The organism is Bacillus sp. RZ2MS9, assembly GCF_001816185.2.
In the GTDB taxonomy this organism is placed as follows: Bacteria; Bacillota; Bacilli; order Bacillales; family Bacillaceae_G; genus Bacillus_A; species Bacillus_A cereus.
Genome location: NZ_CP049978.1, coordinates 2,218,631 through 2,240,020 on the forward strand (window position 1 = coordinate 2,218,631; position 21,390 = coordinate 2,240,020).

The following is a 21,390-nucleotide window of genomic DNA, read 5'->3' on the forward strand; positions in this document are numbered from 1 at the left end:
CATTCGATTGGAAAGGATGTTCTTTTTCATATGAAAATTTTAGGATAAAGAATGAATCGTTTTAAACGCGTCATTTACCACATCAATAAATTAAGGTGGTGGAGAATATATGAAAGTAATCTTTCAAGGAGAGGGCGGCGCGAAAATTTTTGAGTCATATGATGAAAATGTAAGTGATTTATTAGCTATATTAAAAGAAACGAAAGGGATTAAAATCGGGATGGTTGAGTATAAAGTGTTAAAGTACGAACTTAATTATTTTCGTCATCCGAAAAAAGCGGATACAGAGAGAGAGTTACATATAATAGTACAACCTAAGTATATGTAATAAAATATAATAATAAAAATCATTGATTCAGTTTTGTAAAGTTCCATAGAGTATGTAAGAAAAGAGAGTGTTGTAAATGCTCTCTTTTCTTATGCTTTGTGAGTTCGTTCATCATAGTATATGTTTTCAGTTATAGATGGTTAATAAACGATAAAAATTTAAAACTTTTTCGTTTAGGCAGGGATTTTATATTTAAGTAAATAAATATACTATGAAGTATTTTTTATACGAATACTGGAGGAGTATAAAATGAGTTTAGCAAGTTACATAGGCTGTAATGTAGAAATTCCGTTAACGGATCCGGATTCTAATAATCTAATTGTTTTTGGACCGTGTTTTTCAGATGAAAGTATGCTTGAAATTGTACAAGATTATCAATTCCAAACAAATTACACATATGAGGTTTCAACTAGTTGGGGAATTGAACTTGTCGAGTGGCAAAATGTAAAGGAAAAAAAGAAGCGAAAGAAAAACTTTTAACTTTATGGAAGGTTATTTGGAAGATAGAGACTATTTCGAATTATTTAGTTGTTGGGTTGGTGATGAAGATAAGGAACGAGTAGGGGAATTGAACTTAAAAATAAATCATTTTAATATAGATGAATTATGTATTCCAGAAAGAACATTAGTTAGGATAGAAAAATAAGCTTTGAAATATTTTTTAGAAAAAGGCGATTTCACTTTGGGTGAAGTCGCCTTTTAGTTGTTATATGCATGTTATATAAGAAATGAGAAGTTTATTTGATAAAGGAAAAAAGTATGGAGATAAATAAAATTATGTTTTTTGTTAAGAAATAATAAGTATGGCTCTTCTCAAAAGAACGTAAGTTCGTGTATAATAGGAACGGATGTTCTTTTGAGAAGTAACCTAATTATAGTTTAGAAGTAAATTCGAGTTTAGTAAGTATTAAAAATAACTAAGGGATAGTATGGCTAAATAAATGTATAAATGATCAAGGAGATAAAAAATGAACGATGTAAAGATACAAAAAGAAGAAAGAGAGTGGGTTCCGTTTACAGTAATGTCCGAACAACTTTTAAATATGAGAAAGATTATTGGAGAGAAATTAAAAGTACAAAAACCGCTTTTAACAAATGAAGAAAAAGAGAGAATTTCTGATAAATTATTAACGTCATTACTGTCTGAGAAAGAAATATTGGTAACATATTTTGAAGATGGTTACATACTAACAAGCTACATGACTGTTGTACATATCAATCCGGTAAAACAAATTGTAATTTGTACAGACGCCTTTTATAAAACTTACGTATTTAACGCTATGGATATTATTGAAATAACGTAAAAGAAGCTGAGTATTAAATGGCAGCTTCTTTTATTTCTGAAATAATACAAGAAAAAGCAGCTAGCTTCGTGCTAGCTGCTGAGCCCCAGGGAAAGGGAGAAAAAGATAGGGTACTCCAAAATCGACAAGAGCTGTCAAACAGCCTGATTATAGTATAGACAAATTAAAATTTTCTATACAGAAAGTTGAACATAAGATTAGGCTGTACCCACTTGGTTTTGATCTGCAAGGTCAGAATCAAATGTATTGGTCGCGCTAACACCGCTAAAAGTATTAACAACAAAACCAACGTTTGATGCGCCGGAACCATTATAAGCTTTCGTATTTTCTTTCGGAGATACGTTGTAGAAATCACCTAAGTTAAATGATCCATTGCTATTTTGTACAACTAAATTTCCTACAACTGATGGCATAATTTTCACCTGCTTTATAATAAGTTGTTAACATTACTATATGGAGTTATAGTCCAGATGGTTCATACAATAAAAATTGTGGAATAGTAAAACGTTTGGAGCGTGGATTTCAATAAAAGTGTGTTAAAATTAATATAATAAAGTTGAGTAATTTTTTGAAAAAATTTGTATAATTGATATATATGAAAATAAAGGAGGCAAAATGTAATGAAAGATATTATGAAAAAAGTTGATTTAACAGATGCCAAATCAAGTAATCTTGTTGCATTAATTTATAGTAATGAAGTTATATTAGTTGAAGACGCATTTTGTCCAAATGAAATAAAATTAAAGTTTAATGAAATTGCAATTTTATCTGCAATTAAAACAGCTCATATTGCGAAAGTGTCTATTAGGAAAGAACTTGAAGCGCTTTTTCATGATACGGGTGTTATATTAGTGAAACAAAATGTTGATTATGGTAGTAGCCAATCTATTACCATGCATTTTGAGCAATTTAAAAAATTGCAAGATGAGATTGAACATTTAAATAAGAGTATGTAATAAAGCAGCTAAATAAAGGTTCTATCATAAAGGTGGAATGTGTTGTGTTGAAAAAGTGGTTTAGAAATTATTTGGGTGAATCGCATTGTAAACATAAATATATTTTTATTAAGATGCAGGATAATGAGGATTTTAAAAAAGGTACATTAGGTGTAGTTTATATTTACCAGTGTGAGAAATGTGGAAAAGAGAAGTTGAAATATAAAAATAATAATGAAATAAACAATGAATTTTTAGATATATAGCAAAAAGTAACCATGATGGTTACTTTTTTGTTTATGTATGCAATATCAAAACCATTACTAAAGTATGAGTTGAGTTGATACTATAGTAAATCGCTGAATAAAAATGAAGAGAGTAAGATATAGGGAAGGAGGATGAGAGAAATGAAGCGAAAAGAAATTAGTAAATCTGTAATTATTACAGGTGTGACACAAGGGTTAGGACGTGCGATGGTTGATCGATTTCATGAATTAGGGTGGAACATATATGGTTGTGGACGTTCAAAAGATAAAATTGAAGAACTAAAAAAACAGTACAGTAAAATACATGATTTCCAAGTAATTGATGTTTCAGATTCTCAGCAAGTTAATAACTGGGCAAATTGCATATTTAATAGACATACGGCTCCCGATCTGATAATAAATAATGCATCGATTGTAAATCAAAATGCACAACTTTGGAAAATTACGGCTCAAGAATTCGAAAATGTAATGAATGTAAACGTGAATGGTGTAGTAAATGTAATAAGAGCGTTTGTTCCCGCAATGGTAGCTAGGAAAGAAGGAATTATCATTAATATGAGTTCTAGTTGGGGGAGAGAAGGTGAAGCTGAGCTTGCGCCATATTGTGCCTCGAAATTTGCAATTGAGGGTATCACTAAATCTATGGCCCTGGAATTACCCCATGGCATGGCTGTAGTTGCTTTAGATCCTGGGGGGAGTATTAGTACTCCAATGCTGAAGTCATGTGCGCCACAATATATAAATGAATCGCCTACACCTGAAACTTGGTCACATAACGCAATTGAATATATATTGAATATAACAATAGATAAAAATGGAGATTCATTGACATGCCCAGCATGCGTATAAAAAGCACCTTTAAGGTGCTTTTTATATTAGTAGCACATTAGATCATTCACAAAATTACATCTGAAAAATAAAATAAAAGATTAAGGGTGAGATTTGTTTGTTTTGAAAGCTTTAGAAAATATTTGAATAGGTGATAAAAATGAATCCAAGCAGTTTAAAATTGACAGGGGCATGGTTTCAAGTAGGGGGGAATCTTACAGCTGCTATTGGAACGACAAGAGGATTTATTGGAGAAGAGAAAGTTGAATCGGAACTTGTTATTGTAGGAAGCTCATTACAAGCCCTCGGGTATATATTACAAATCATTGCGAGCAATTATGATGATGGGGAAGAAAAAAGAGAAAATCAAAATATAGGCTTAGAGAATCAAAGTAAATTACTTGATCAGATAGGAATTGAGTTATTAGCATTAGGCAATATATCAAATGTAATAGGAACATATTTTAATATAAATGAACAATTGAAAGAAAATGATTATCTTATCATTACAGGGAACAGTTTACAATCGATCGGTGCTTTTTTAGGAGTAGAAGCAGCTTTGGTGGATATAAATGTATTACAGAAAATTATTATACTGGGTAACTCCATGCAAAGTTTAGGGGCTGGATTACAAGCGTATCAAGGTGTTTTAAATGTATTGAAAGATGAGAAAGAAAATAAAGATAATATTTTTGATAAGAAGGATGAGAGAATCATTGCACTCATTGGTATTTGGATACAAGCGATAGGAACGTTAATTTCCGCAATTGGAATAACTGCAATAGAGGAAGAAAATAGGCTAGAAAACAATAAAAAGTCTGAAATACTTATATAAATAGAAGGAGATACATTGATTTTAGAGGCAGGTTAAGATTAAAATGGTAGTAGGTTTTTTTGCGTATATTTTGAAAAGTGATATATAAAATACAAAATAAGGAGTTTTCAAGGGATGATGTATTTATTAGCAATTCTTCTTCCACCTGTTGCTGTATTATTTTGTGGAAAACCAATTCAGGCAATCATAAATTTCATATTAACATTAATATTTTGGGTTCCAGGAGTTATACACGCAATTCTTGTAGTGCATGATAAAAAAGCTGATCAGCGTTTGAAAAAACAAATTCAAGCATATGATGAAATTAATAAGAGAAATCGAAGATAATTCATCTGCCAAATGTTTTTAAAAGAAAGGAGGATTAACCTCCTTTCTTTTTTAGTGGGTGTTAAGTTTAAATTTTTGTGTGGCGGAAAGAATTTTTAATGTAAGTATTATGATAATAACTTTTAGATTGTGCATGTAATAGGCCAGTATAAATGCTTTCTGGTACATTAAAGAAATCATACATACCATGCTTTAATTGGATTCGCAAAATCATAGAAAAAGGATTATAACCAACAGCAACTATATTTTTTGAGGTAACCGGAGATAGCTTCATTATTATGCAACTCCTTATTTTTCATTTTTAATAATTCTTTGTAGGTAACGGTATTGTGGTGTTGAAATCTTTATAATTAAAGAGGTATTATACCAATATTCAATATATTTAATATTGGTTATACGTAATTATAAGTAAGTTCACACGAAGTTCATATCGATATGCTATTTTTATTTCACCTTTGATTTATTAATAAGAAAATATTGACCATTTGAAAAAAAGGTATATTATTTATACGAGGTAATAAAAATTCACTTCTTTCATTATTATGCTAAAAGGGGCAGCATTATTAGAAAATTAGAAGTGAAAATAGTATGTATAAGAGCCATTCTAAAATTTGTAATCTGTGAATTGGGAAAATATTGAATGCTCCAGGTCAGTACACTTTCTTGCCTAAACGTATTTACGAAAGTGACCTCAATATTTTAAATTAAATCAACGGGAGAATTGAAAGGCAGGAGAAAGTAACATGTCAGAAAATTATCGTTCTCGCGAGGAGCGACGACAAGTTAAAAAGAAAAAACAACCAGCTTCTAAAACACAAAAACCAAAAGGTAAAACATCATTTTTCCGCAAGTTTTTAATTACTTGTTTATTACTTGGTATTGTAGGTTTAGTGGCGGGGGTTGCTACCTTTTTCGTAATGATTAAGGACGCACCAAAACTGGAAAAAGCAAAACTTGTTAATCCGTTATCCTCAAAAATTTATGATAAAAACGGGGATTTGGTATATGAATATGGAAAAGAAAAAAGGACGAATGTTACGTATGATCAAATACCTAAATTAGTAGAAAATGCATTTTTAGCGACAGAAGATTCACGTTTTTATGAGCATAGCGGAGTAGACTTTAAAGGTACTGCCCGTGCTGTTTTAGTGAGTCTTAAAGGAGATTATGGCTCTCAAGGTGGAAGTACGATAACGCAGCAAGTTATTAAAAACTACTTCTTATCTATGGATAAAACACCAAAGCGTAAGGCGCAAGAAATATATTTAGCTTATAAGCTAGAACAACAGTATTCAAAACATGAAATATTAGAGATGTACTTAAATAAAATTAACTTAGGTAATCGTTCATATGGTATCGCAACAGCAGCACAAAACTACTATGGTAAAGAATTGAAGGACTTAACATTACCAGAAGTTGCGATGCTTGCAGGTTTACCGAAAGCACCGAATAACTATGATCCAACGAAAAAAGAAAATGTTCAAAAAGCAACAGAAAGAAGAAATGTTGTTCTAAGTTTAATGAACCGACATGGATATATAACAAACCAGGAAATGGAAGAAGCATCAAAAGTTGACGTAGAAAAGGGGCTTAAGCCTGCAGCTCAACTACAAACAATGCCATACCCTGCATTTATGGATGCAGTTGTGAAAGAAGTAGAAAAAGAATTGCCAGATGCTAATATTGGTTCTGACGGTTTAGAAATTTATACAACGTTAGATCCGAAAGCACAGAAACTTGCTGATAATATTTTAAATAATAATATCATTGATTATCCAAACGATAAATTCCAAGGTGCATTCACATTTATGGATACGAAAACAGGAGAAGTTCGTGCTATAGGTAGTGGCCGTGGAGAAAATAAAGCTGTATTTAAAGGGCATAATATGGCAATTGAATTAGATCGTGCAGCTGGTTCAACGATGAAGCCAATTTTCGACTATGCTCCTGCAATTGAATATTTAAAATGGGCTACGTATCATCAAATCGATGACTCTCCATTTAAGTATTCAACGGGTCAAGAAGTTCGAAATGCAGATAGAAGTCATATGGGTCCAATTACGATGCGTGAAGCATTAAAAATGTCGCGTAATATTCCTGCAATTAAAACTGCAAAAGAAGTAGGGATTAGTAAATCAAAAGAATTCTCTGAGAAACTAGGTATTACATTTAATACAGCACCGACAGAATCGACAGCGATTGGTACAAATGAAGTATCGCCAACTGAAATAGCGGGTGCTTATGCGGCATTTGGTAATGAAGGTAAATATACGAAACCGCATTTTGTTAAGAAAGTCGTTTATCCAGACGGTAAGTCACAAAGTTTTGGACAAAAACCAAAACAAGTTATGACAGATTCTACCGCATACATGATTACTGATATGCTTCGTTCTGTAGTTACATCGGGTACTGGTACATCGGCAAATGTAGGCTCTTTAGATGTAGCTGGTAAAACGGGTACGACAAACTATTCATCAAAGCAATTAGCTCAATATAAAATTCCAGAAAGTGCAACTCGTGATAGTTGGTTTGCTGGATATACACCGCAATATACGATGGCAGTATGGACTGGGTATATGAAAGATGGTAAAGACGAGTATATTAGTAGTAAAAATACGAAAATTGCACAGTTAATCTTTAAAGAAATGATGAGCGAAATGGCTACAGATAAATCACGCTTTAAAATGCCAAGTAGCGTTATTCAAGAAGGTAGTGAGCTACGTATAAAAGGTGAAAAACGTGATTCATCGCCAAATACTAGCGTACCGGATACAACGGAGCAACCAAAACAAGATCAACAGCAAAAAACTGAAGAAGAGAAAAAGCAAGAAGAATTAAAGAAACAAGAAGAACTGAAAAAACAAGAAGAACAAAAGAAACAAGAGGAACTTAAGAAGCAAGAAGAACAAAAGAAACTAGAAGAGCAAAAGAAACAAGAAGAACAAAATAATGGAAATGGCCAAGGAACGACACCTCCAGCAAATAACGGAGGAGGTCAAGGAAATACGACACCTCCAGCAAATAATGGAGGAGGTCAAGGAAATACGACACCTCCAGCAAATAATGGAGGAGGTCAAGGAAATACGACACCTCCAGCAAATAACGGAGGAGGTCAAGGAAATACGACACCTCCGGCAAATAATGGAGGAGGTCAAGGAAATACAACTCCACCAGCGACCACACCACCAGAGACTGGCGGTAATGCAGGAGAGACCCCTGCTAATAATGGGCAATAAGAAAAATTTATAAAAAATATTAAAAAGCACTTAAGATTTGTGAAAATTACAATCTTAAGTGCTTTTTTCGTTTAAATGTAGTAGCTATGAAATGATGTGTTTTAAATGTTAAACGTACCATAAAAATTTTGAAAATAAATTGATGGAAAATGATAAAAGACTTGAGCCTGAGGTAGTGGAGCGTGGCTAGGATGATAAAAGGTAGTGCTACTTGGATGGGCACCATGATGCCAAAATGAAGGGGTAGCTTGACCTGGTGATTGGTATTGTTGCCAAATTGCTGGAAGTTCAATGCCGACATCGGAACTTGCTGTATGAACGGCGGGGGCATGTATTTCGGGTATCGAAGGAACCGCGACAGTTACTCTTGATGATAATACCCACATAAAATAATCACTCCTAAGTTGTGATAATAAATTAGTATATTCTTTTCACACGTATAAAGGTACATATATAGGACTTTCGTTTAAAATATGCGTACAAAGTCTTAAGACTAATGTAAGCTGATGGTGGGCTATTTAATATGAAAAGATACGTCTATTTGCGGAGGGAAAAGAGATAAAAAAAATATACAATGAGGGTGTTAATCGTAATATTTTACGAGTGTATGGAGGTATTTTTATGGAACGATTATGGACGAAATCATTTATTCAAATGACTTTCGCAATGTTATTTTTATTTACAGGATTTTATTTACTTGTTCCAACGCTCCCGCTCTTTATTAAAGAGATAGGTGGCAATGAATCGCAAGTTGGACTTATGATGGGGATGTTTACAATAGCTGCTGTTGTAATACGACCGATTATTGGAGGAATGTTAGATCAATATGGTAGAAGATCCTTTATTATTTTCGGACTCATCTTTTTTGGCTTAACGATGTACTCCTATAATATAGCATCGACTATTGTCCTTTTAGCTGTTTTACGTGTTATTCACGGAGTAACATGGGCTGTTTCTACAACAGCTGTTGGAACAGCAATAACGGATATTATTCCAGATTCACGCCGCGGTGAAGGTATGGGTTGGTATGGGATGGCGATGACAATTGCAATGGCGATTGGACCTATGATTGGATTATGGGTTGTGCAAAATTATTCATTTGATGGTCTATTTTTATTAGCGACGTTGTTATCTTTTATGGCAGTTGTATTATCATTAATAACGAAGATCCCATTTACGCCACAAAAAGAAAAAGGGAAAATTCAGCTATTTGAGAAATCCGTATTAACAATCACGATTGTAGTATTCTTTTTATCGTTTGCATATGGAGGAATAACAACCTTTTTACCGTTATTTGCATCATCAATTCATGTAAACCCGGGAACTTTCTTTCTTGTATATGCAATTGCATTAACAATTGTAAGACCAATTTCAGGGAAACTATTAGATAAGTATGGAGAAGTATTCATCATACTTCCAGCATTATGTATTACTATTTTAGCTATAGTTGTTTTAACTATCTCAAATGGTTTGATAGGTGTAATTATCGCAGCAACATTATACGGTATTGGATTTGGTTCAGCGCAGCCAGCTTTGCAAGCGGCAATGCTTACAATTGTTGATCCGAGTAAAAGAGGAGTTGCAAATGCTTCATTTTTTACAGCGTTTGATTTAGGAATCGGGTTAGGTGCTATTTTACTTGGAGTTGTTTCACAAATGTTTGGTTATCGTATTTTATTTTCAGGGAGTGCAATTTCAGCATTGATAGCCTTAATTATTTTCGTCTTCTTTGTAAAACAACGATTAGGAAAAAAAGAGTTTGCGTAAACTGGAGGAATAAAGATGAGAATTTCAATTGATCGTAAAGCTCTGCAATGGTTCCAGGAAGAATTACGTATAAAGCACGGTGAATCTGTACGTTTTACTGTAAGGTACGGAGGGGATAGTTCAATTCAGCCCGGATATTCTTTAGGGGTTGTTGCTGAGAAACCCGATGGCGAAATAGTGTCAGTTGAGAAGGAAGGTATTATATTTTTTGTAGATTCTGATGATCTTTGGTATTTTCAAAACTATGATTTATTTGTAAGTTATCATGAGGAAATGGAAGAAATTCAATTTAATTATGTAAAATAATAACTTTATTAAAAATGAATAAGTTTTATATAAAAATTATATTTAAGAGATAGTGAAATAAATATCATATAGTAACGAGCTGTATTTATGTACAGCTCGTTTTTTCTATTTCTCAAATAAAATTAGAATAATTGTATATTTGGCGGTGTTATATGAAAAATCTTTATATTTTGTTTTTGAAAATACGCAAAGAAGTCTATCCTTTCTTTATAAAATATAAGAATTATTTTCAAAAAATTGTATTGTTACAGTAAGAAAAGTGTAGGAAACATATCATTATAAAATAAATTGAAATCTTCTAAAAACTCTGATACATTGAAATAGAAATGTAGTTTCACAATATTGTAAAGGCTTACAGTTATGTGCACGAAGATCTATTAGGATTGGAGGAAATAATGATGAAAGCTGAAGAGAAATTTTCCCCGGGATTAGATGGTATAGTGGCAGCGGAGACGAAAATCTCGTTTCTTGACACAGTAAAAGGTGAAATTGTAATTCAAGGGTATGACTTAATCGAACTCTCAAAAACAAAAGAGTATTTAGACATTGTGCACCTTTTATTGGAGGAACACCTACCGAATGAAGATGAAAAAGTAACACTTGAAAAGAAATTAAAAGAAGAATATGCAGTACCAGAAGGTGTATTCAACGTACTAAAGGCATTGCCTAAAGAGACGCATCCCATGGATGGATTACGTACAGGTGTGTCAGCGTTAGCTGGTTACGATAATGATATCGAAAACCGCTCGTTAGAAGTGAATAAAAGCCGAGGGTACAAGCTGTTAAGTAAAGTGCCAAACATTGTAGCAAATAGCTATCATATTTTAAATAATGAGGAGCCAATTGAACCTCTTAAAGAATTATCTTATAGTGCGAATTTCTTCTATATGTTAACTGGTAAAAAACCAACTGAACTTGAGGAAAAGATCTTTGATCGTTCCCTTGTTTTATATAGTGAGCATGAAATGCCAAACTCTACATTTACAGCTCGCGTTATTGCATCAACACAATCAGATTTATACGGCGCTCTAACAGGTGCAGTTGCATCTTTAAAAGGAAGTTTACATGGCGGTGCAAATGAAGCGGTTATGTACATGCTTTTAGAAGCTGGTAATGTTGAGAAATTTGAAGAGTTATTACAGAAGAAACTATATAACAAAGAAAAAATTATGGGCTTTGGACACCGTGTTTATATGAAGAAGATGGATCCAAGAGCACTTATGATGAAGGAAGCTTTAAAACAGTTATGTGATGTAAAAGGTGATTATACACTATATGAAATGTGTGAAGCTGGAGAAAAGATTATGGAAAAAGAAAAAGGAATTTATCCAAATCTTGATTATTATGCAGCTCCAGTATATTGGATGCTAGGTATTCCAATTCAACTTTACACACCAATCTTCTTTAGCTCTAGAACAGTGGGGTTATGTGCGCACGTTATTGAGCAACATGCAAATAATCGTTTGTTCCGTCCTCGTGTAAATTATATTGGCGAGCGACATGTACTTAGTAAATAAGAACAACTGGGGAGTTGTTAGCGCCGCCCGCCAGATGGGTGTTTGACCGACACCCATCATTAATAATAACGAATTTTCGACAGAAAGGGAAGAATAGCATGATTAAAACAAATGAAATTAAGCAAAAAGATGCATTATTAGAAGAGATTACCGATTATGTATTAAATAAAGAGGTTACTAGTGCAGAAGCATTCAGTACAGCTCGTTACGTATTACTTGATACACTTGGATGTGGAATTTTAGCACTGCAATATCCAGAATGTACGAAATTACTAGGACCAGTTGTACCAGGAACAATCGTGCCAAATGGTACACGTGTACCAGGTACGTCTTATGTACTAGATCCAGTAAAAGGTGCATTTAATATCGGATGTATGATCCGTTGGTTAGACTATAACGATACTTGGCTTGCAGCAGAGTGGGGACATCCATCTGATAACCTAGGCGGAATTTTAGCAGTTGCAGATTATATTAGCCGTGTTCGTATTTCAGAAGGAAAAGAAGCTTTAAAAGTACGTGAAGTATTAGAAATGATGATTAAAGCACATGAAATTCAAGGCGTGCTTGCTTTAGAAAACAGCTTAAACAGAGTTGGTCTTGACCATGTATTATATGTAAAAGTAGCAACAACTGCAGTAGTTGCGAAAATGCTTGGCGGAACACGTGAAGAAATCTTTAATGCATTATCACATGCGTGGATTGATAATTCTAGTCTTCGTACATATCGTCATGCTCCAAATACGGGCTCACGTAAATCATGGGCTGCAGGTGACGCAACGAGCCGCGGTGTTCATCTTGCAATGACTGCTCTAAAAGGTGAAATGGGTTATCCAACAGCATTATCTGCGCCAGGATGGGGATTCCAAGATGTATTATTCAATAAACAAGAATTAAAATTAGCAAGACCACTAGAGTCATATGTAATGGAAAATGTATTATTTAAAGTGTCATATCCAGCAGAATTCCATGCACAAACGGCTGCAGAATGTGCAGTGAAGTTGCATCCGGAAATTAAAGAGAGATTAGATGAAATTGACCGTATTACAATTACAACTCATGAATCAGCAATTCGTATTATTGATAAAGAAGGTCCATTAAATAACCCAGCTGATCGTGATCATTGCTTACAATACATTACGGCAATTGGTTTATTAAAAGGAGATATCGTTGCAGACGATTATGAAGATGCAGTCGCAAACGATCCACGTGTAGATGAATTACGTAATAAGATGGTTGTTGTTGAAAACAAACAGTACAGTTTAGATTACCTTGACCCGAACAAGCGCTCAATCGCCAACGCTGTTCAAGTTCACTTTAAAGATGGCACAGTAACAGAAAATGTGGAATGTGAATATCCACTTGGTCACCGCTTCCGTAGAGACGAAGCAATTCCAAAAGTTGTTCAAAAATTCACTGCAAATATGGCAGGTCATTATTCTAGTAAGCAACAAGAACAAATTCATGAAGTTTGTTTAAATGAAGAAAAACTAGAAAATATGAATGTAAACGAATTTGTAGATCTATTCTTAATTTAATAATAGGGGGAATTTAGAATGGCTTGGGTTGTGAAAAAGCAGTCAACACAAGAGGAGCTTGCGAATCGATTCGGAGCTTTAGTAGAAGCAAATGAAATTTTGCAAATTCCAGGTGCTCATGACGCAATGGCGGCTTTAGTTGCAAAAAATATAGGTTTTTCAGCTCTTTATTTATCAGGAGCTGCTTATACTGCAAGTAAAGGCTTACCAGATTTAGGTATCGTGACGTCTACTGAAGTGGCTGAGAGAGCAAGAGATTTAGTAAGAGCTACAGACTTACCTGTTCTTGTTGACATTGATACAGGATTTGGTGGTGTACTAAATGTGGCGAGAACAGCTGTAGAAATGGTGGAAGCGAAAGTAGCAGCTGTCCAAATTGAAGATCAGCAATTACCAAAAAAATGTGGACATTTAAATGGTAAGAAACTTGTTACTACAGAAGAATTGGTTCAAAAAATTAAAGCGATTAAAGAAGTTGCACCGAGCTTATACATTGTAGCACGTACTGATGCTCGCGGCGTTGAAGGATTAGATGAAGCAATTGAAAGAGCAAATGCATATGTAAAAGCAGGTGCAGATGCAATTTTCCCTGAAGCGCTTCAATCAGAGGAAGAATTCCGTCTATTTAATAGTAAGGTAAATGCACCTTTGCTTGCAAATATGACTGAATTTGGAAAAACTCCATATTATAGTGCAGAGGAATTTGCGAATATGGGCTTCCAAATGGTTATTTATCCTGTAACTTCACTTCGCGTTGCAGCGAAAGCGTATGAAAATGTGTTTACTTTAATTAAAGAAACAGGCTCTCAAAAAGATGCACTTTCTAATATGCAAACGAGAAGTGAATTATACGAAACAATTTCATATCATGACTTTGAAGAGTTAGATACTGGTATTGCAAAAACAGTATTATCAGAAGATCAATAGATAAAGCAGCGAAGGCGATGAAAATACATCTTTGGCAAAATAAAATGCTTGATGTGAAAAATCATCGCCTTCTATTTTCAAAAAAGATATTCCACTCATCGTAGACGAGCATAAGCAAAAAGCTATGAAATCCGAATGATAGGGGGATACATATGGAGAAAACGAAGTTACCATGGGATGAATTTTTTTCACTTAATAAAGATATAAATCATACTTACTTTACACCAGAAGATTTTTCAGGTGATGAAGATTTAATCGCAAAAACGACAGAACAATTCGTTAAACAAGAAATTGTTCCACAAATGGAGAATATTGAACAACATAACTATAAAGTTTCTCGTCAATTATTTGAGAAAGCTGGGGAACTTGGATTATTAGGCATTGAGGTACCAGAAGATTATGGCGGGTTCGAGTTAGGAAAGGCTGTCTCAGGTCTTGTAGCAGAGAAAATGGGGTACGCTGGTGCGTTTAGCGTTTCTTTTAATATACACGCTGGTGTCGGTACATTACCTTACATATATTATGGAACGAAAGAGCAAAAAGAAAAATATTTACCGAAAATCGCATCGGGAGAATGGATTGGGGCTTATGCTTTAACGGAGCCAAATGCTGGTTCGGATGCATTAAGCGCAAAAACAAGCGCCGTATTAAATGAAGAGGGAACAGCTTGGAAGTTAAATGGTGAGAAGCAATGGATTACAAATGCTCATATGGCAGATGTATACGTTGTTTTTGCGAAGACAAATAAAGGAATGACAGCGTTTATTGTCGAAAGAACATGTGAAGGTGTATCTATTGGATTAGAAGAAAAGAAAATGGGGATTAAAGGTTCTTCAACAGCGACTCTTATTTTAGAAGATGTTGTCATCCCTGCTGAAAATGTTTTAGGGGAAGTTGGGAAAGGGCATCACGTAGCCCTTAATATTCTTAACTTTGCTAGACTTAAACTTGCTTTTGGAAATATTGGAACAGCAAAACAAGCAATTGGTTTGTCGGTTCAATATGGAAAAGAGCGAAAACAGTTCCAAACGGAATTAGTAGACTTTACGATGATTCAAGAGAAAATTGCAAATATGATCATTGCTACATATGGAGCAGAAAGTGCAGCTTATCGTACAGCAGGTGTAATCGATGAAGCAATTCATGAGAGCGATGAAGATCTTATGAAGAAAATGTCCCAATTTGCAATTGAATGTGCACTGAATAAAGTAAATGCTTCTGAAACACTTGCTTATATCGTAGATGAAGCTGTACAAATTCATGGTGGTTACGGTTATATGCAAGAGTATGAGGTAGAACGATTATATCGTGATGCAAGAATTAGTCGTATTTTTGAAGGAACGAACGAAATTAATAGATTAACAGTTGCTAAAATGTTAATGAAGCAAATCGAACAATTAGAAGATACTGAAGTAGACAGTGATGTAGCAAATGTAGAAAGAAACCATCGTTACATTTTATTAGCGAAAAAATTGTTGAAACAATCTTTGAAAACGCTCTCTAAAACTCCAGGTCTAAAAATTGACCAAGAACAAGAATATTCACGTGTAATATCAAATATGTTGACGGACGTGTACATCATGGAATCAGCGTTTTTACGTACGAGAAAAGCAGTACGTAAAAATGGAGAGGAAAAAGAACGTACGAAGCAACTCATAACGGATGTTATTTGTGAAGAAGGATACCGTAAAGTAGAAGAAGCGGCGATTTCTGTACTTTCAGCAGCTGTCACAGAAGAACAAGATAGAAATGTGATTTTAGCTGAAATCCGTCAATTATTAGTACCTTTATACACGAACGTATTTACGAAGAAGAGAGAAATTGCGAAAGCTATTATAAATCGTGGGAAATATATTGTGTAAATAGGAGGAAAGCGATATGAAAAAGATTGGTTTTATCGGTTTAGGTAACATGGGTCTTCCAATGTCAAAAAATCTAGTTAAATCAGGTTACACAGTATATGGCGTGGACTTAAATAAAGAGGCGGAAGCGTCCTTTGAAAAAGAAGGCGGAATTATCGGTCTATCAATCTCAAAACTAGCAGAAACATGTGATGTAGTTTTTACAAGTTTACCTTCACCTCGCGCTGTTGAAGCGGTATATTTTGGAGCAGAAGGATTATTTGAAAATGGTCACTCGAATATAGTTTTCATTGATACAAGTACGGTATCGCCGCAGTTAAACAAACAATTAGAGGAAGCTGCAAAGGAAAAGAAAGTAGACTTTTTAGCAGCACCTGTGAGCGGTGGTGTAATCGGAGCCGAAAACCGAACATTAACGTTTATGGTTGGTGGATCAAAAGAAGTATATGAGAAAACGGAATCTATCATGGGCGTACTAGGCGCGAACATTTTCCACGTTAGTGAGCAGATTGATAGTGGTACAACTGTTAAGTTAATTAATAACTTATTAATTGGTTTTTATACAGCTGGTGTGAGTGAAGCTTTAACATTAGCGAAAAAGAACAATATGGATTTAGATAAAATGTTTGATATTTTAAATGTAAGTTACGGTCAAAGTAGAATTTATGAACGTAATTATAAAAGTTTTATAGCACCTGAAAACTACGAGCCAGGATTTACTGTGAACTTATTGAAGAAAGATTTAGGATTTGCAGTTGACTTAGCTAAGGAAAGCGAACTCCATTTACCGGTAAGCGAAATGTTATTAAACGTATATGACGAAGCGAGTCAAGCTGGATATGGTGAAAACGATATGGCTGCTTTATATAAGAAAGTTAGCGAGCAATTAATTTCTAATCAAAAATAAATTATACAAAGGAGAGAATACAATGATTACAACTGAAATTAAACGAGTAAAAAATCACATTAACGGTGAGTGGGTTGAATCGACAGGTACGGAAGTAGAAGCAGTTCCAAATCCAGCGACTGGAAAAATTATCGCTTACGTTCCACTATCTCCAAAAGAAGATGTTGAAAAAGCTGTTGAAGCGGCAAAAGCAGCATTCGAAACATGGTCTAAAGTACCAGTTCCAAATCGTTCAAGAAATTTATATAAATATTTACAGCTATTACAAGAAAACAAAGATGAGCTTGCAAAAATCATTACGCTAGAAAATGGTAAGACGCTAACGGATGCAACAGGTGAAGTACAGCGTGGTATTGAAGCGGTAGAACTTGCAACATCTACGCCAAATTTAATGATGGGTCAAGCACTTCCGAATATTGCTAGCGGAATTGATGGATCGATTTGGCGCTACCCAATCGGAGTTGTTGCTGGTATTACGCCGTTTAACTTCCCGATGATGATTCCGTTATGGATGTTCCCACTTGCAATTGCTTGCGGTAATACATTCGTATTAAAAACATCTGAAAGAACGCCACTTTTAGCGGAGCGACTTGTAGAATTATTCTATGAAGCAGGTTTCCCAAAAGGCGTATTAAATTTAGTACAAGGCGGAAAAGATGTTGTAAATAGCATTTTAGAAAATAAAGATATTCAGGCTATTTCGTTCGTTGGCTCTGAGCCGGTAGCCCGTTACGTATATGAAACAGGTACGAAACACGGAAAACGTGTACAAGCGTTAGCAGGTGCGAAAAACCATGCGATTGTAATGCCAGATTGCAATCTTGAGAAAACAGTACAAGGTGTAATTGGATCTGCATTTGCAAGTAGTGGAGAGCGCTGCATGGCATGCTCAGTAGTAGCAGTAGTGGATGAAATTGCTGATGAATTCATTGATGTATTAGTAGCAGAAACGAAAAAATTAAAAGTAGGCGATGGCTTTAACGAAGAGAACTATGTTGGACCATTAATCCGTGAATCTCATAAAGAGCGCGTTTTAGGCTACATTAATAGCGGTGTAGCAGATGGGGCAACTTTATTAGTAGATGGCCGTAAAATTAATGAAGAAGTTGGAGAAGGTTACTTTGTAGGTGCGACAATCTTTGATGGCGTGAATCAAGAAATGAAAATTTGGCAAGATGAGATTTTTGCTCCAGTATTAAGCATTGTACGAGTTAAAGATTTAGAAGAAGGTATTAAACTAACAAATCAATCTAAATTTGCAAATGGTGCAGTTATTTATACGTCAAACGGTAAACATGCACAAACGTTCCGTGATAATATCGATGCTGGTATGATCGGTGTAAACGTAAATGTCCCAGCACCAATGGCATTCTTCGCATTTGCAGGAAATAAAGCGTCATTCTTTGGTGATTTAGGTACAAATGGTACAGATGGCGTTCAATTCTATACACGTAAAAAAGTTGTAACTGAGCGCTGGTTTTAATATAAAATAAACAGCCAAATTAGTTATTAAATGAAAACCACCACTATTAATAGTGGTGGTTTTCATCTTGTTAATTACTTTTTTCAAAAGCAAGTTTAATACCAAAACCAATTAAGACGACTCCCGTTAACCCTTGAATATAACGCTGCGTCTTCGGTTTTTTCATAAAAGCACTAATTTTATCAATTAAAAATATATAAAAAGCGAACCAAATGGCTGTTAAAACGAGGTAAGTAAGGCCCATTACGAGTAGTTGGATAAACGTATTATGATTTGGATTTAAAAATTGCGGTAAAAACGTTAAAAAGAATACTGCAACTTTAGGGTTTAATAAATTCGTAAGAAACCCTTGTCGAAAGCAAGAGGTGTGTTCATCTTCATTATTTAAAGATATATCGTTCGTATCAATGCCTTCTTTATTTCTTACTGCTAAAAGGGCTTTAATACCAATATAAATTAAATATAGAGCCCCAACGTACTTGAAAATAGAAAATAAAAGAGCTGACTTTACAATAAGTGCAGAAAGACCAATTACAGCAGCTAAAGTATGAATTAATAGTGCAATACATGTACCAAACACTGTTTTCACTCCACCGACTTTACCAGCAACCAATGTATTTTTCGTAGCCATTGCTGTATCTGGACCAGGTAAAATGATAAGGCAAATAGACATAATGATGAAAAGAAGATAATTTTCTATCATAGTCGCCCCTCCTTTTTATTTTTAGAATATTTGATTAAAATCAGTGTAGCACAAAAATGGATTTAATAAAATTAAATTTTGTTAAAAATAATTAAATAAAAAAGGCTATATAGTAGCTGTAATTACACTACTATATAGCTTCGATTTTATACCGCTATTTGCGGGTAGTAAGATTTTCACCGCACAAGATTTAGCTGAAGCAAAGAAGTTAGGTAGGGGATGAACAAAACATCCCCTCATGACAATTTCATTTTATGCATTAAGTAAGTTAAAGAAACGATTCACATCTTCTTCTGAAACGTCACTTAACTGTTTATATTTATAATTCGGATTTTGATCTTTATCAACGACAACGGAGCGTACTCCCTCGAAGAAATCTTCATGTCGCATGAAATTTTTAGCAAGTATAAGGTCCGTAGCGAAACATTCTTCAACGGATTTATCTTTTCCATCAATAAACTGTTTTAATGTTACTTTTAGTGAAATAGGGGATTTTGATAACAGTGTTTCTTTCGTTTTTAGAGCAAAGGAACTTTCATCTTTCTCCAATGAATGGATGATTTCTTCAATTGTATCGAAAGCAAAATGTGAATTGATTACTTCTAATGAAGGAGCAAGCTCGCTTTCTAAGTTTGGAGCAGTTGCAAATGTACGAATAACTTCTTTTAAATTAGTATGTACATCATCTTCTTTATGCCAATTTACACTTTCAAGTTCAGTAAGAAACTCTGGTAATGAATCAGATGTCATAAAGTAATCAGCAGCATTAATAAATAATACGTCAGAAGCTTTTAAAATAGATGCTGTTAAAGCAACGAATCGTCCTGTATATCCAGGCGCTTTATTTAAGAAATATGCAGCTCCGACGTCTGGGAAGAAGCCAATATTCATCTCTGGCATTGCCCATTTCGTACGCTCAGTTACAATGCGATACTTCGCACCATTTGTAAGACCGACACCACCGCCCATTACAATTCCATCTAAACAAGCAATAATCGGTTTTGTATATTGATAAATATATGTATCAATTTCATACTCTTCTTCAAAAAAACGTTCTGCATGTTGCAATGCCACTTCATTGGAACGCGCTTCATAAAGAGTTTTAATGTCGCCTCCTGCACAAAAACCTTTTGTGCCAGCTCCTTTTAACACGATAAGTGCAATACGCTCATCGTGTTCCCACTCTTTAAGTTTTTGTCCGATAGGTTGTAACATGTCATAAGATAAAGAATTAAGTGCTTTTGGACGGTTTAAAGTAATTGTCGCAACGCCGTTTTCACTAACAGAAAATAAAACTTGTTCAGTCATAATGCATCCTCCCTTACATATCTTCTTATTCTTAATTCTTGATATGTACTGAAATGTCCTTTATAAATTTTGTCAAAAGTTGACGGTAAATATTAATTTGGTCACTGCATATTTTGACGAGTTATCTTTGCAGGATTTCAGAGACTGAGGGGGAATATTACAACATTACTGTAAGTGTAATTATTTGAAGTTATAATGATAAAAGCGCTATTATATAGGTGTGAAATGTTCATTATCAATTCTAAAAGTGTGTTTGAAGAAAAAATAAATCGTACAATTGTAATAAAAAATTTTACACTGAATTAGAAATAGAGAAAGGAGAAATCGGAATGCCAGGACCTTTACTATTGTCGGTTATTATTTTGTCTTTTTTAATGATAGGAATAACGCAGTATTTTCATCATACAGATACGACAGAAGAAGTGAAGGATAAAGTACGTCTCGTATTTCCGATTTTTATAATATCTATTTCATTCTGTATTTTATTAAATAAAGATGGCTACATTGTCGCAGTGTTCTCATTTTTCGTCGCAATCGTCTTAATTACCGTTTTATATTATGTAATGAAAGACTTTATACAAAAATAAAGATGTCATAATAGGCATTTTTATTTTGGGGAAAATATAAAATTTCACATACCGTATTTTATATAAAATACATAAAGCATATAACAATAGAAAAGTGTGTACTTTGCTGTGTATGTACTTGTCAATCTTGCATAGCCACTATACTATTAAAATGTAGAGATTATAAAAAGGGGTTGTATCTATCATGAAATTTGAGATGCACACAAAAATTATTTCAAATGAAAAAGAAGTAAGATTACATATTGAAGAAAATATATTTCAATTAATATTGGATGGTTATCACTTATTTACAGTTCAAGAAATATTACCTTTATATAAATCAAATGAAGAAAGAATTGGAAGTGCAACGATATTGAAGCTAGAGTGGGAGAACGGAAAAACTACAATAAACTATCAACTCGTTTCACTAAAATCAGTAAATTAAAAGGA

General features: G+C 34.1%; 24 protein-coding genes. 19 read left to right on the forward strand and 5 right to left on the reverse strand.

Features of this window, described 5'->3' with window-relative positions; genetic code table 11:
- The first annotated feature begins 109 nt into the window (after positions 1–109).
- The 3 genes from BHV55_RS11485 to BHV55_RS11495 all read left to right on the forward strand — a co-directional run bounded on the left by BHV55_RS11485 (position 110) and on the right by BHV55_RS11495 (position 1,632).
- Entirely contained in the window at positions 110–328 is a 219-nt protein-coding gene (locus BHV55_RS11485; RefSeq protein WP_000864279.1) for a hypothetical protein, read from the forward strand.
- Positions 329–577: 249 nt separating this feature from the next.
- Positions 578–808, forward strand: a complete 231-nt coding sequence (locus BHV55_RS11490; RefSeq protein WP_000050517.1) for a KH domain-containing protein — start codon at positions 578–580, stop codon at positions 806–808.
- A gap of 488 nt (positions 809–1,296) precedes the next feature.
- The gene (locus BHV55_RS11495) at positions 1,297–1,632 is read left to right on the forward strand and encodes a YolD-like family protein (protein WP_070757407.1); all 336 of its coding nucleotides are present in this window, start codon (positions 1,297–1,299) and stop codon (positions 1,630–1,632) included.
- Between the two features lie 197 nt (positions 1,633–1,829).
- Here the strand turns inward: BHV55_RS11495 and gerPF are convergent, their stop codons facing one another.
- The gene (gerPF, locus tag BHV55_RS11500) at positions 1,830–2,045 is read right to left on the reverse strand and encodes a spore germination protein GerPF (protein ID WP_001141569.1); all 216 of its coding nucleotides are present in this window, start codon (positions 2,043–2,045) and stop codon (positions 1,830–1,832) included.
- Between the two features lie 207 nt (positions 2,046–2,252).
- Between gerPF and BHV55_RS11505 the strand changes: the two genes are divergently transcribed.
- The 5 genes from BHV55_RS11505 (at position 2,253) to BHV55_RS11525 (ending at position 4,823) form a co-directional block, all read left to right on the forward strand.
- A complete protein-coding gene (locus BHV55_RS11505; RefSeq protein WP_000651907.1) occupies positions 2,253–2,588 on the forward strand; it encodes a hypothetical protein in 336 nt (111 codons plus the stop codon).
- 44 nt (positions 2,589–2,632) lie between these two features.
- On the forward strand, positions 2,633–2,833 hold the full coding sequence (locus BHV55_RS11510; protein ID WP_000915150.1) for a hypothetical protein: 201 nt from the start codon (positions 2,633–2,635) through the stop codon (positions 2,831–2,833).
- A gap of 141 nt (positions 2,834–2,974) precedes the next feature.
- The gene (locus BHV55_RS11515) at positions 2,975–3,682 is read left to right on the forward strand and encodes an SDR family oxidoreductase (RefSeq protein WP_070757406.1); all 708 of its coding nucleotides are present in this window, start codon (positions 2,975–2,977) and stop codon (positions 3,680–3,682) included.
- Between the two features lie 139 nt (positions 3,683–3,821).
- A complete protein-coding gene (locus BHV55_RS11520) occupies positions 3,822–4,496 on the forward strand; it encodes a DUF6944 family repetitive protein (RefSeq protein ID WP_070757405.1) in 675 nt (224 codons plus the stop codon).
- 114 nt (positions 4,497–4,610) lie between these two features.
- A complete protein-coding gene (locus BHV55_RS11525; protein WP_070757404.1) occupies positions 4,611–4,823 on the forward strand; it encodes a YqaE/Pmp3 family membrane protein in 213 nt (70 codons plus the stop codon).
- A gap of 67 nt (positions 4,824–4,890) precedes the next feature.
- Here BHV55_RS11525 and BHV55_RS11530 read toward each other — a convergent pair whose 3' ends face one another.
- Positions 4,891–5,097, reverse strand: a complete 207-nt coding sequence (locus BHV55_RS11530) for a KTSC domain-containing protein (RefSeq protein WP_000777843.1) — start codon at positions 5,095–5,097, stop codon at positions 4,891–4,893.
- 469 nt (positions 5,098–5,566) lie between these two features.
- On the opposite strand from BHV55_RS11530, the gene BHV55_RS11535 reads away from it, so the two are divergent.
- Positions 5,567–8,059, forward strand: a complete 2,493-nt coding sequence (locus tag BHV55_RS11535; RefSeq protein ID WP_070757403.1) for a PBP1A family penicillin-binding protein — start codon at positions 5,567–5,569, stop codon at positions 8,057–8,059.
- A 101-nt stretch (positions 8,060–8,160) separates the two neighbouring features.
- On the opposite strand, the gene BHV55_RS11540 is transcribed toward BHV55_RS11535, so the two are convergent.
- Positions 8,161–8,445, reverse strand: coding sequence for a hypothetical protein (locus tag BHV55_RS11540; RefSeq protein WP_000270101.1), 285 nt, complete (start codon positions 8,443–8,445; stop codon positions 8,161–8,163).
- Between the two features lie 235 nt (positions 8,446–8,680).
- Between BHV55_RS11540 and BHV55_RS11545 the strand changes: the two genes are divergently transcribed.
- The 8 genes from BHV55_RS11545 (at position 8,681) to BHV55_RS11580 (ending at position 18,363) form a co-directional block, all read left to right on the forward strand.
- Entirely contained in the window at positions 8,681–9,826 is a 1,146-nt protein-coding gene (locus BHV55_RS11545; protein ID WP_000440662.1) for an MFS transporter, read from the forward strand.
- Positions 9,827–9,841: 15 nt separating this feature from the next.
- Positions 9,842–10,132 (forward strand): HesB/YadR/YfhF family protein, encoded by a 291-nt coding sequence (locus BHV55_RS11550; protein ID WP_001222842.1) that lies wholly within the window; start codon positions 9,842–9,844, stop codon positions 10,130–10,132.
- Between the two features lie 395 nt (positions 10,133–10,527).
- Positions 10,528–11,649 (forward strand): citrate synthase, encoded by a 1,122-nt coding sequence (gene mmgD, locus BHV55_RS11555; RefSeq protein ID WP_002041090.1) that lies wholly within the window; start codon positions 10,528–10,530, stop codon positions 11,647–11,649.
- A 98-nt stretch (positions 11,650–11,747) separates the two neighbouring features.
- On the forward strand, positions 11,748–13,184 hold the full coding sequence (gene prpD / locus BHV55_RS11560) for a 2-methylcitrate dehydratase (RefSeq protein WP_000598123.1): 1,437 nt from the start codon (positions 11,748–11,750) through the stop codon (positions 13,182–13,184).
- Positions 13,185–13,202: 18 nt separating this feature from the next.
- Entirely contained in the window at positions 13,203–14,111 is a 909-nt protein-coding gene (gene prpB, locus BHV55_RS11565) for a methylisocitrate lyase (protein ID WP_070757402.1), read from the forward strand.
- 152 nt (positions 14,112–14,263) lie between these two features.
- Entirely contained in the window at positions 14,264–15,973 is a 1,710-nt protein-coding gene (locus tag BHV55_RS11570; protein ID WP_070757401.1) for an acyl-CoA dehydrogenase family protein, read from the forward strand.
- A 16-nt stretch (positions 15,974–15,989) separates the two neighbouring features.
- On the forward strand, positions 15,990–16,880 hold the full coding sequence (locus BHV55_RS11575; RefSeq protein WP_000719408.1) for an NAD(P)-dependent oxidoreductase: 891 nt from the start codon (positions 15,990–15,992) through the stop codon (positions 16,878–16,880).
- A 22-nt stretch (positions 16,881–16,902) separates the two neighbouring features.
- Positions 16,903–18,363 carry a CoA-acylating methylmalonate-semialdehyde dehydrogenase gene (locus BHV55_RS11580; protein WP_065704214.1) on the forward strand — a complete coding sequence of 487 codons (1,461 nt, stop codon included), beginning with the start codon at positions 16,903–16,905 and terminating at the stop codon, positions 18,361–18,363.
- A gap of 70 nt (positions 18,364–18,433) precedes the next feature.
- On the opposite strand, the gene BHV55_RS11585 is transcribed toward BHV55_RS11580, so the two are convergent.
- Both BHV55_RS11585 and BHV55_RS11590 read right to left on the reverse strand, forming a co-directional pair.
- Positions 18,434–19,066 carry a LysE family translocator gene (locus BHV55_RS11585; protein ID WP_000572358.1) on the reverse strand — a complete coding sequence of 211 codons (633 nt, stop codon included), beginning with the start codon at positions 19,064–19,066 and terminating at the stop codon, positions 18,434–18,436.
- 252 nt (positions 19,067–19,318) lie between these two features.
- Positions 19,319–20,374, reverse strand: coding sequence for an enoyl-CoA hydratase/isomerase family protein (locus BHV55_RS11590; RefSeq protein ID WP_000139776.1), 1,056 nt, complete (start codon positions 20,372–20,374; stop codon positions 19,319–19,321).
- Positions 20,375–20,703: 329 nt separating this feature from the next.
- On the opposite strand from BHV55_RS11590, the gene BHV55_RS11595 reads away from it, so the two are divergent.
- Together BHV55_RS11595 and BHV55_RS11600 are read left to right on the forward strand one after the other, a co-directional pair.
- Positions 20,704–20,961 (forward strand): hypothetical protein, encoded by a 258-nt coding sequence (locus BHV55_RS11595; RefSeq protein WP_001119404.1) that lies wholly within the window; start codon positions 20,704–20,706, stop codon positions 20,959–20,961.
- Positions 20,962–21,145: 184 nt separating this feature from the next.
- Positions 21,146–21,385, forward strand: coding sequence for a DUF2584 family protein (locus BHV55_RS11600; protein WP_000667346.1), 240 nt, complete (start codon positions 21,146–21,148; stop codon positions 21,383–21,385).
- Positions 21,386–21,390: the final 5 nt, after the last annotated feature.